11 protein-coding genes are annotated in these 10,194 nt (G+C 41.4%); 4 read left to right on the top strand and 7 right to left on the bottom strand.

The genetic code is table 11. The annotated features are described in order from the left end of the window. Positions 1-125 precede the first annotated feature (125 nt). Positions 126-428 carry a hypothetical protein gene (locus tag FTT77_RS14940; protein WP_180009715.1) on the top strand — a complete coding sequence of 101 codons (303 nt, stop codon included), beginning with the start codon at positions 126-128 and terminating at the stop codon, positions 426-428. On the opposite strand, the gene FTT77_RS14935 is transcribed toward FTT77_RS14940, so the two are convergent. Together FTT77_RS14935 and FTT77_RS14930 are read right to left on the bottom strand one after the other, a co-directional pair. After that, positions 425-1,048, bottom strand: coding sequence for a CatB-related O-acetyltransferase (locus FTT77_RS14935; protein ID WP_180009716.1), 624 nt, complete (start codon positions 1,046-1,048; stop codon positions 425-427). The genes FTT77_RS14940 and FTT77_RS14935 overlap by 4 nt on opposite strands. An 84-nt stretch (positions 1,049-1,132) precedes the next feature. After that, the gene (locus FTT77_RS14930; protein WP_180005422.1) at positions 1,133-1,543 is read right to left on the bottom strand and encodes a RidA family protein; all 411 of its coding nucleotides are present in this window, start codon (positions 1,541-1,543) and stop codon (positions 1,133-1,135) included. 140 nt (positions 1,544-1,683) lie between these two features. On the opposite strand from FTT77_RS14930, the gene FTT77_RS14925 reads away from it, so the two are divergent. Next, on the top strand, positions 1,684-2,271 hold the full coding sequence (locus tag FTT77_RS14925; RefSeq protein WP_180021942.1) for a TetR/AcrR family transcriptional regulator: 588 nt from the start codon (positions 1,684-1,686) through the stop codon (positions 2,269-2,271). A gap of 77 nt (positions 2,272-2,348) precedes the next feature. Here the strand turns inward: FTT77_RS14925 and greA are convergent, their stop codons facing one another. The 3 genes from greA to carA all read right to left on the bottom strand — a co-directional run bounded on the left by greA (position 2,349) and on the right by carA (position 7,319). Further along, complete coding sequence (gene greA / locus FTT77_RS14920; RefSeq protein ID WP_078191345.1) at positions 2,349-2,825, bottom strand: transcription elongation factor GreA; 477 nt, start codon at positions 2,823-2,825, stop codon at positions 2,349-2,351. Between the two features lie 107 nt (positions 2,826-2,932). Next, positions 2,933-6,163, bottom strand: a complete 3,231-nt coding sequence (gene carB, locus FTT77_RS14915) for a carbamoyl-phosphate synthase large subunit (protein WP_168378094.1) — start codon at positions 6,161-6,163, stop codon at positions 2,933-2,935. A 13-nt stretch (positions 6,164-6,176) separates the two neighbouring features. Continuing rightward, positions 6,177-7,319: a glutamine-hydrolyzing carbamoyl-phosphate synthase small subunit gene (gene carA, locus FTT77_RS14910; RefSeq protein WP_180073595.1), complete on the bottom strand. Its 1,143-nt coding sequence runs from the start codon at positions 7,317-7,319 to the stop codon at positions 6,177-6,179. A gap of 309 nt (positions 7,320-7,628) precedes the next feature. On the opposite strand from carA, the gene FTT77_RS14905 reads away from it, so the two are divergent. Then, entirely contained in the window at positions 7,629-8,114 is a 486-nt protein-coding gene (locus FTT77_RS14905; RefSeq protein WP_180073594.1) for a hypothetical protein, read from the top strand. A 238-nt stretch (positions 8,115-8,352) separates the two neighbouring features. Here the strand turns inward: FTT77_RS14905 and FTT77_RS14900 are convergent, their stop codons facing one another. Further along, complete coding sequence (locus tag FTT77_RS14900) at positions 8,353-8,892, bottom strand: DOMON-like domain-containing protein (RefSeq protein WP_180005425.1); 540 nt, start codon at positions 8,890-8,892, stop codon at positions 8,353-8,355. Positions 8,893-8,898: 6 nt separating this feature from the next. Further along, positions 8,899-9,222 carry a YhbY family RNA-binding protein gene (locus FTT77_RS14895; RefSeq protein WP_078191340.1) on the bottom strand — a complete coding sequence of 108 codons (324 nt, stop codon included), beginning with the start codon at positions 9,220-9,222 and terminating at the stop codon, positions 8,899-8,901. Positions 9,223-9,417: 195 nt separating this feature from the next. On the opposite strand from FTT77_RS14895, the gene rlmE reads away from it, so the two are divergent. Further along, positions 9,418-10,068 (top strand): 23S rRNA (uridine(2552)-2'-O)-methyltransferase RlmE, encoded by a 651-nt coding sequence (rlmE, locus tag FTT77_RS14890; protein ID WP_078191339.1) that lies wholly within the window; start codon positions 9,418-9,420, stop codon positions 10,066-10,068. Positions 10,069-10,194 lie beyond the last annotated feature (126 nt).

Raw genomic sequence — 10,194 nt, 5'->3', positions numbered from 1 at the left:
TGAGGATCAGAAAGCTTGTTTGAATCGATGTATTTCATCCGCAGATTATGCACGAATGCTAAGAAATCCGGAGTGCAAATATTAACCAAAAAGAAGATCGTTTTTTGATTTATGAAAGAGATCTAATGAAAATGAAGCAAGGTAATGAAAATGTTTCTGGTCTAAATATGGCTCATTTTAATATAGAAAACTTTAAAGAAATAGTTGAGAAAGAGTTTAATGTTGAGTTATTGATAATTAATGATTATCTTGAACACGTAAGTGCGATGGAAGACTTACGTACCCGCTATCAGCATAATACTTATGAAATAGAATATACTAAGTTTTTAAATAAATATGCATTTAAGCCGTCAGAAGAAATGCAATATCATTTATTCCAGCAGCAATACTTTAACTATATCGAAAACAGTGTATGGCTAGAGGATTAATCAATCTTAAAATAATTTATCAATAGTTCTACATCATCAGTCTGCAACTGTTCCCGCATATTTAAAAACTGCTTTTCATCTAAGTCATAGAGCTTAAGGGAAAGTAGTTTTTTGATATCTTCTTCAGGAAAGCGATATTTAATTACTTTAGCAGGGACTCCGCCGACAACAGCATAAGGTGGCACATCTTTAGTCACCACCGCACCAGTAGCTACTACAGCACCTTCACCGAGTGTAACACCTTGCATAATCATCGCACGTGAGCCGATCCAGCAGCCATCACCAATGATTGTGTCACCCGCAGGGACAAAACTCCGTGTATCAAACGGAAATGCCGAAATCCAGTCTGTGCGGTGGAGTTGGTTACCGCCCATCATAATCACGCATTCTGCGCCAAAACAGACAAAATTACCGATATGTAACTGGTCTATCGGCTTTTCAGCTGTTGCAGGTTTATCGTGCAAATAACGCACCACACAGCGCTCAAAACCTTGATCCCAATATGCAGAATAATATGAATAATTACCTTTGATGTGAATATTAGGGTTCTTCACTGTTTTAGAGATGAACTCAAACTCACACCAATGATTGACAGGTGAATTAATCAATTTTTCAGACATAAACAGTACAACTTAAAAAGGGTAAACCATTATAACCAATTGAACTGATGTCATGCGTCGTTCATCCCTATTAAAAATCAATCGCTAGACCGAAGTGTTTGTAGGGAGGTTTGGGATCCGAGCAATGACTTTAATTTCAAAATCAAAACCTGCAAGCCAATTAACACCTATTGCTGTCCAGTTTGGATAAGGCTTTTGTGTAAACACCTCATTTTTAACTTTCATGATGACTTCAAATTGCTGTTCAGGGTTTGTATGGAAGGTGGTGACATCGACAATTTCATCGAAAGTACAGCCTGCCGCAGCCAGAGTATGGCTAAGATTCTGGAATGCTAGTTTTACCTGTTTCTCAAAATCAGGTTCAGGACTGCCATCTTCACGGCTACCGACCTGGCCTGATACAAAGAGTAAATTTTCCGATTTAATAGCAGCAGAGTAACCATGCTGTTCATACAAGGCATGGCGATCTTGGGGAAATATTGCAATTCTAGTCATGTTTATTCTCATTCAATATCTGGTTTTAAAAGTGGGGGGGAAAGCAGCTTTATTTTTGACATACGTATCGTATGTCAACATAATTGACATACGCCTGGTATGTCAATTAAAATTTTTGTGATGATGAGGTAATCAAAGCAATGTCTGTTCGTGAAAAAAAAATGGCGGCAACCCGCAAGAAACTGATTGAAGTGGCACGCCGTACGTTTGCTGAGTATGGCTATGCAGACACCTCAATGGATAAACTCACGGCAGAAGCAGGGCTGACCCGTGGTGCGCTGTACCATCATTTTGGCGATAAAAAGGGCTTATTTGCTGCTGTGGTTAATCAAATTGATTCAGAAATGGCTTTATCTGCCCAGAAGTATCTGGAGCAACCCGAAGATCTTTGGGAGGGGTTGATGCTTGAGGGGAAAACCTATATTGAAAATGCCTTGAATCCTGAGTTTCAGCGAATTGTATTACGCGACGGACCTGCGGTATTGGGTGATCCTGCGCATTGGCCGAGTCAAAACAAATGCTTGAAGTCTACACGTGAATGCGTAGAACAGTTATTGGCAGCAGACCGAATTAAAGCAGTGAATTCTGAAGCGGCAGCCATATTTTTAAATGGAGCAGCCATGAATGCGGCGCTTTGGGTGGCTTCTAGCAAGAATCCTGAGCAGGTGTTGTCAGAAGCATTACATGCCTTTCAACTTTTTGCATCAGGATTATTAAAAGAAGGATAGAGCAGGGGTATAATAATTATTTGTCTGATTATAAAAAACCCCTCAAAAGAGGGGCTTAAAATTGCTATCTTAATGAATTAAAGATATTCAACTTTAGAAACTTCGTACTCAACTTCACCTTGTGGTGTGTTGATTTTTACATCGTCGCCTTCATTTTTACCCAAAAGACCACGAGCAATTGGAGAGTTCACAGAGATTTTGTTGATTTTAAAATCTGCTTCGTCATCACCAACGATTTTATAAGTCTTTTGTTCTTCAGTATCTAAGTTCTCAATGGTCACAGTCACACCGAAAACCACACGGCCATTTTGCTCAAGTGATTTAACATCAATCACTTGGCAAGCACCCAATTTACCTTCGATATCTTGGATACGGCCTTCACAGAAACCTTGTTGCTCGCGAGCAGCATGGTATTCAGCGTTTTCTTTCAAATCCCCATGTTCACGCGCTTCAGCAATTGCTGCAGTAATACGTGGACGATCAACACTTTTAAGTTGCTGTAATTCTTTCTCTAGGGCAATTTTGCCTTCGGGAGTCATAGGATAACGTTGCATTGTTGTCCCTCATGTTTGTAAAAAGAAAAAATCAGTAAAATTTTTACTGACCTAGAAATGAAAAAAAGCCCGCCACCGAGAGGTGGCGGGACTTCTCGGTAACTTAATTAACCTTTAGTAAGGTCTTGTAAGCGGTATACATCCATTGGCAATTTGATTGCTAAAGCTTGGCATACTGCATCAGCACCGTTAAGGGTAGTTGTGTAATACACTTTACCTTGTAATGCAGAGCGGCGGATCGAGAATGAATCTTCTTGAGCCTGTTTGCCTTCAGTTGTATTGATAATGAGGTGAACTTCGCCATTTTTCAAGCGGTCTACGATATTAGGACGGCCTTCAGTCACTTTGTTCACACGTTCACATTCAATACCAGCATCTTTAATCACATCATAAGTACCGCCAGTAGCGATCACTTTGAAGCCAAGATCTGTCAACTGTTTCGCAATACCAACAGCACGAGGCTTGTCAGAGTGACGAACAGATAAGAATGCATGTTTTACTTCGCCTTCCGTTGGTAGGCCTGGTAAACGGTCATTAGAGCCTAACACAGCTTTATAGAACGCTTCACCAAATGTTTTACCTACACCCATCACTTCGCCTGTAGATTTCATCTCAGGGCCAAGAATTGGGTCAACACCAGGGAATTTGTTGAATGGGAACACCGCTTCTTTTACAGAGAAGTGTTCAGGAATAATCTCTGTAGTGAATCCTTGAGATTCTAGAGATTGACCTGCCATACAACGTGCAGCAACTTTTGCTAAAGATTCGCCGATACACTTAGATACGAATGGAACTGTACGTGATGCACGTGGGTTCACTTCTAAGATGTATACGTCAGTACCTTTAACCGCAAACTGTACGTTCATCAAACCAATTACGCCAAGCTCTTTCGCCATAGCGATGGTTTGGCGGCGCATTTCGTCCTGAACTTCTTTAGATAAAGAGTACGGAGGAATAGAACATGCTGAGTCACCTGAGTGAATACCCGCTTGTTCGATGTGCTGCATGATACCGCCGATCACAACGTCTTTACCGTCAGATACGCAGTCCACGTCAACTTCAATCGCATCGTCTAGGAAGTGGTCAAGAAGTACTGGCGCTTCATTCGATGCTTGAACTGCATCACGTAGGTAGCGTTTCAATTCGTCATCGTTGTATACGATTTCCATCGCACGACCACCAAGTACATACGAAGGACGTACTACAAGTGGGTAGCCAACTTTAGCAGCTTCTGCCATACCTTCTTCAGCAGATTTTACAATGCTGTTGTTTGGTTGACGAAGTTGCAGACGTTGAATCATTTGTTGGAAACGTTCACGGTCTTCTGCACGGTCAATTGCGTCTGGTGATGTACCGATGATTGGTGCACCAGCTTCTTCTAAAGCACGAGCCAATTTAAGCGGAGTTTGACCACCGTACTGAACGATAATGCCTTTTGGCTTCTCGATACGAACGATTTCAAGTACATCTTCCAAAGTAATTGGTTCGAAGTACAAACGATCTGATGTGTCGTAATCTGTAGAAACCGTTTCAGGGTTACAGTTCACCATGATGGTTTCATAACCGTCATCACGCATTGCAAGAGCCGCGTGTACACAGCAGTAATCGAATTCGATACCTTGACCAATACGGTTAGGACCGCCACCAATGACCATGATTTTGTCACGGTTCGATGGGTTCGCTTCACATTCTTCATCGTAAGTTGAGTACATGTAAGCTGTGTCAGATTCGAATTCTGCAGCACATGTATCTACACGTTTGTAAACTGGAGTTACGCCCAAGTTCCAACGGTGTTTACGGAATTGTTTTTGTGAAATGCCCATCAAGTCCGCAATGCGAAGGTCAGATAAACCTTTGCGTTTGAACGAACGGATGTTGTCCGCATTCAAATCACCAAAACCTAAAGTTTTGATTTGGTTTTCAGTTTTGATGATATCTTCGATTTGAATCAAGAACCAACGGTCAATTTTGGTTGCTTCAAATACTTCATCAAGGGTGAAACCGTGACGGAATGCATCGCCTACATACCAAATACGCTCTGGACCTGGAACTTTCAATTCAACAAGAATTTTCTCACGTGCGCCTTCAGTGCCCACAGCGATTTTTTCATCAAAACCACATGCGCCAACTTCAAGACCACGAAGCGCTTTAGACACAGACTCTTGGAAGTTACGGCCAATTGCCATTACCTCACCGACAGATTTCATCTGAGTCGTCAAAGTTGCGTCCGCTTGCGGGAATTTCTCGAAGTTGAAACGAGGAATCTTTGTTACAACATAGTCAATTGCTGGTTCGAAAGATGCAGGGGTTGTACCGCCAGTGATGTCGTTTTTCAACTCATCAAGGGTATAACCTACAGCTAATTTCGCCGCGATTTTTGCAATTGGGAAACCCGTTGCTTTAGACGCAAGTGCAGATGAACGAGAAACACGTGGGTTCATCTCGATTACAACCATACGGCCGTCTTTCGGGTTGATACCGAACTGAACGTTAGAACCGCCAGTTTCAACACCAATTTCACGAAGTACAGCTAAAGATGCATTACGTAGAAGTTGGAATTCTTTGTCTGTCAATGTTTGCGCAGGAGCAACAGTGATTGAGTCACCAGTGTGTACGCCCATTGGGTCAAAGTTTTCAATGGTACATACAATGATACAGTTGTCGTTTTTGTCACGAACAACTTCCATTTCGTACTCTTTCCAACCAATTAAAGATTCATCGATCAATAATTGTTTGGTTGGAGAAAGATCGAAACCGCGTTCACAGATTTCAATGAACTCTTCACGGTTGTACGCGATACCACCACCTGAACCACCCATGGTGAATGATGGACGGATAATTACAGGGAAGCCGAAACGCGCTTGAATTTCAAGTGCGTGTTCCATGCTTTCTGCAACGTCAGCGCGAGGGCATTCCAAACCGATTTTACGCATTGCGATATCGAAAAGTTTACGGTCTTCCGCTTTTTCGATCGCTTCTTTCGTCGCGCCAATCAATTCAACATTGTATTTTTCTAAAATACCGTTGGCATCGAGTGCAAGGGCACAGTTCAATGCTGTTTGACCACCCATTGTAGGAAGAACTGCGTCTGGGCGTTCTTTCTCAATGATTGCAGCTACAGTTTGCCAAGTGATTGGCTCGATGTAAGTGGCATCTGCCATAGCAGGGTCAGTCATAATGGTTGCTGGGTTAGAGTTCACCAAAATAACACGGTAGCCTTCTTCACGAAGTGCTTTACATGCTTGAGCACCTGAGTAGTCAAACTCACATGCTTGACCGATGACAATCGGACCAGCACCAATAATTAAGATGCTTTTAATGTCTGTACGTTTAGCCATGATGCTTCCTTAATTACTTCTTAGATGCTTCGATAAGTTCGATGAAATGATCGAACAATGGTGCGCAGTCATGTGGACCAGGGCTTGCTTCGGGGTGACCTTGGAAACTGAACGCAGGTTTATCTGTACGGTGAATCCCTTGTAGGGTTTGGTCGAACAGTGATTTGTGCGTAGCTTTCAAGTTTGCAGGTAATGTTTCTGCATCTACTGCGAAGCCATGGTTTTGCGAAGTAATCATCACAATACCAGTTTCCATGTTTTGAACAGGGTGGTTGGCACCGTGGTGGCCGTGAGGCATTTTCACAGTTTTTGCACCTGAAGCAAGTGCAAGAATTTGGTGACCTAAGCAAATACCGAATACAGGTACATTGCGTGCGTCTTCTACAATTATTTTTACAGCTTCAATTGCGTAGTCACATGCAGCTGGATCGCCGGGGCCGTTCGACAAGAACACGCCATCTGGATTAAGAGCAAGTACGTCAGCAGCAGGAGTTTGCGCAGGCACGACAGTCAATTTACAACCGCGGTCTGCGAGCATACGTAAGATGTTGGTTTTGACACCGTAATCGTATGCAACAACATGGAATTTAGCTTCAGGCTGAGAGAAACCTTTACCTAATGTCCAAGAACCTTCAGTCCATTCAAAGCCTTCAGGGTCACAGCATTCTTTTGCAAGGTCTAAACCATTTAAACCACCAAAAGCGCGTGCTTTAGCTAAAGCTTCTTCTTCTGTAATGTTTTCGCCAGCAAGGATACAACCATTTTGTGCACCTTTTGCTCGCAGAATACGCGTTAATTTACGTGTATCGATGTCTGCAATAGCAACAACATTGTGTTGTTCAAGGTAATCACCAAGTGATTGCTCAGCACGGAAGTTGCTATGCAATAAAGGTAGGTCACGAATGATCAATCCGTTAGCCCATACTTTATGAATTCGACCTGACTCAGCGTCTTCATCATTACAACCTGTGTTACCGATATGTGGGTAAGTTAGTGTCACAAGTTGTTGTGCATAACTAGGGTCAGTCAAAATTTCTTGATAGCCAGTCATTGCTGTATTAAAAACGACTTCACCAGTCGTACTACCCGATGCGCCAATAGAAGTACCTTTAAAGATAGTTCCGTCGGCAAGGGCTAAAATTGCTGGGGTGCTCAAACCAAAGCTCCTGAAATTTAGGCTGTAAAAAAGCGAGAAGACGAAAAAAAAGGAAGGCTGCTTAAAAACCTACCCTCCTTACATCTGCTCGCTTGAACTTAACACGGCATTATACGCAGAAAGCCACTGAAAGTCCATCGTAAATATCAGGAATAAAGCAGATAAAGCGCTTGCATTTTAGAATAAAGTTTGGTTTTGCAAAATCTTAGAAAAATGTAAGCAATTAATTATTGTCAGACAAATCATAAATTAAAATTTATCAAAAAGCGCTAATGTGGGTCGGTCAGCAAAAAATATAGGTACAAAGTCATGGCAACACAACAAAAACAAACAGCGACTAAATCCTCCCTGAAAGAAGTCGTTATCGAAGGTGCTGAAAAGCTTGAACAAGTTGCAAAAGAGGCGAGTGTTCAAGCCACAGAAGCGGTCACTGAAAGCAAAGAAAAGATCGGAGCAGAGGCAAAGCAGTTGAATGCCAGTGTGCAAGATCAATTGCGTCAGTTGAAGCAAGATGTATTGAATAAACTTGATCAGTTAAAAGTTCAGTTTGGTTCATCGCAAAAAGATTTTAGTGAACTCAAAGAGTTTGTGAAAACTGAGTTTAATACGGTTATTGATGATCTTTCAAAACTTGGAAAAGAGCTGAAAGAAGATGTGACCCAAATTTCAGGAAAGCACAAAGATCATCTAACAGAAACATTTAAGCGTTCTAAGGAACATACTTTGGAAGCGTGGAAAAAAGTTTCACCAGTGAAAGCTGAAGTTACGGATCAAACCACAGATCTTAAAAGTTAATTGTGAATGACATGAATTTTAAAACGCTTGAGCTAAATCTAGTCATTCCAGGGAGCTGGATTCGGTGAGAGCGAATTAAACTTCAATTTAACGCTAAATATGCAAAAGGGAGTCATTAATGGCTCCCTTATTGTGAATGGTACATTTAAGTCCAAAGCACCTATTTAAAAATAGACAGGCAATAAAAAAGCAAAAGATCGTACTTTTGCTTTTTATTGAAGATCAAAACATTAAAAATTTAGAACTGATGTAGCCAATCACGTTTGTTGTGAAAGTCAGCATTTGGACTACTATGCTGCATGGCATAGTACTGTTCACCTTGAGAGGTTTTCAGTACTGCAGTTAGACCAATATAGAGATCTTCCCATTTAAGTTTGTACTTCAGCATAAATTCTGTCAGATCAAGACTGACATTTAAGCCATAGTGCGTCCGTTTCAACTGATTCAGTTCAATATCGTAAGCAGCTTGTGGCGGCATATCTTCTGGATAGCGATATTCTTCAAACTGGTAAGCCTGCCAAGCTTGTGAAGGGGAGAGGTTGATTTCACGATAAAAGTCTTCGTTGTGGACACCAATAAAAACTTCTAAGCAGGTCTGTTCCCACAAAAAATCGATTCGTGGGTGAGCTGATACCAGTTCTGGCCATTGAATCAGTTGGTTTGGGTCTCGAATCCAATAACCCACATTCAAAGTATATGGGCTTTGTTGTTCGATAGCACCAACGACTGATACAGCCTGAAAGCGACGATCAAAAGCGCTGAGTTCGAAACTTGCCATAAATGTTTAGTTAGACAGGTGTGCGTAGCGAACAAGGTTAGACAGTTTTGCATTTTGTTTTGCCGCTTTGCGGTAAATCAAAGCAATCTTACCAATCGTTTGAACAACTTCAGAACCTGAAACAGTCGCAATCTCAGTAATCATTGCAGCACGAGCTTCACGGTCTTCTGCCACAACTTTCACTTTAATTAACTCATGGTCGTTTAACGCACGGTTTAATTCTTCAACAACGCTTTCTGATAAGCCTTTGTCCGCAACCATTACAACTGGGTTTAGGGTGTGACCAATTTGACGTAAGCGTTTACGTTCTTGAATAGATAAAGCCGCCATAAATATAACCTAATTTTAAAAACGACCTAGTATAGCAAAATCAAAGTTGAAGCGCTGTATTTAATCGGCATTTTCTCGATGAAGATTATTGAAAAAAACATGATTTAAGATGCTTTTTAGATACACATGTCTACTGCAAAAGTGCTGAATTTCACGTACAATCAAGACTGAGAAGTTTTTTTTATTTAGAGAGTTATGGCTACCCGCATTACTAACCAGAAATTATCCAAAAGTAGTCGTGACTGGATGCGTGAGCATCTTGATGACCCCTTTGTGAAAAAAGCACAAAAGGAAGGATATCGTGCGCGTGCCGCTTATAAATTGCTTGAAATTCAAGAAAAATACAAATTGATCAAGCCGGGCATGACCGTTGTCGACTTAGGTGCTGCACCAGGCAGTTGGTCGCAAATTGCCGGAAAACTTGTTGGTGACAAAGGTTTGGTTATTGCTTCTGATATTTTACCAATGGATGCTTTACCGGATGTGACCTTCTTGCAAGGTGACTTTCGTGAACAAGAAGTGTTCGATGAATTGTTAAAAATTTTAGATGGACGTACTGTAGACGTTGTAATTTCAGATATGGCCCCCAATACATCAGGTAATAAGGCTGTAGATCAACCGCGTCAGATCTATCTTTGTGAATTAGCAATCGACTTTGCTCAAAAGGTTCTTGGACCAAATGGGCAGTTTGTTGTTAAAGTGTTCCAAGGTATTGGATTTGATGAATACCGTAAGCAAGTTGTAGACACATTTGATGTGTTGAAAACAGCAAAACCGGCGGCTTCACGTGCTCGATCTAAAGAAGTGTTTTTAATCGGGCAGGGACGTAAGAAAGCTTTCAAGTAAAGTTTACTTGCCAACTCGTTAAAAATTGTGCATTTTGTACGTTTTTAAATTATTGCGAAGCTACTCTGCAGCGTAAGTATTAGAGTCACCCATGTAAGTGGGATTGAACGAATTAGATAGAAATGG

Origin of the sequence: Acinetobacter sp. YH01010, from assembly GCF_013420775.1 — a bacterium.
GTDB lineage: Bacteria > Pseudomonadota > Gammaproteobacteria > Pseudomonadales > Moraxellaceae > Acinetobacter > Acinetobacter amyesii.
Note: the sequence above shows the minus strand (reverse complement) of the source record. Positions and strands in the feature narration are given on the sequence as shown.

Excerpts from the sequence above, each read along its gene's own strand:
- FTT77_RS14940 (WP_180009715.1), top strand. The coding sequence starts at position 126 with ATGAAAATGAAGCAAGGTAATGAAAATGTTTCTGGTCTAAATATGGCT.
- FTT77_RS14935 (WP_180009716.1), bottom strand. The coding sequence starts at position 1,048 with ATGTCTGAAAAATTGATTAATTCACCTGTCAATCATTGGTGTGAGTTT.
- FTT77_RS14930 (WP_180005422.1), bottom strand. The coding sequence starts at position 1,543 with ATGACTAGAATTGCAATATTTCCCCAAGATCGCCATGCCTTGTATGAA.
- FTT77_RS14925 (WP_180021942.1), top strand. The coding sequence starts at position 1,684 with ATGTCTGTTCGTGAAAAAAAAATGGCGGCAACCCGCAAGAAACTGATT.
- greA (WP_078191345.1), bottom strand. The coding sequence starts at position 2,825 with ATGCAACGTTATCCTATGACTCCCGAAGGCAAAATTGCCCTAGAGAAA.
- carB (WP_168378094.1), bottom strand. The coding sequence starts at position 6,163 with ATGGCTAAACGTACAGACATTAAAAGCATCTTAATTATTGGTGCTGGT.
- FTT77_RS14905 (WP_180073594.1), top strand. The coding sequence starts at position 7,629 with ATGGCAACACAACAAAAACAAACAGCGACTAAATCCTCCCTGAAAGAA.
- FTT77_RS14900 (WP_180005425.1), bottom strand. The coding sequence starts at position 8,892 with ATGGCAAGTTTCGAACTCAGCGCTTTTGATCGTCGCTTTCAGGCTGTA.
- FTT77_RS14895 (WP_078191340.1), bottom strand. The coding sequence starts at position 9,222 with ATGGCGGCTTTATCTATTCAAGAACGTAAACGCTTACGTCAAATTGGT.
- rlmE (WP_078191339.1), top strand. The coding sequence starts at position 9,418 with ATGGCTACCCGCATTACTAACCAGAAATTATCCAAAAGTAGTCGTGAC.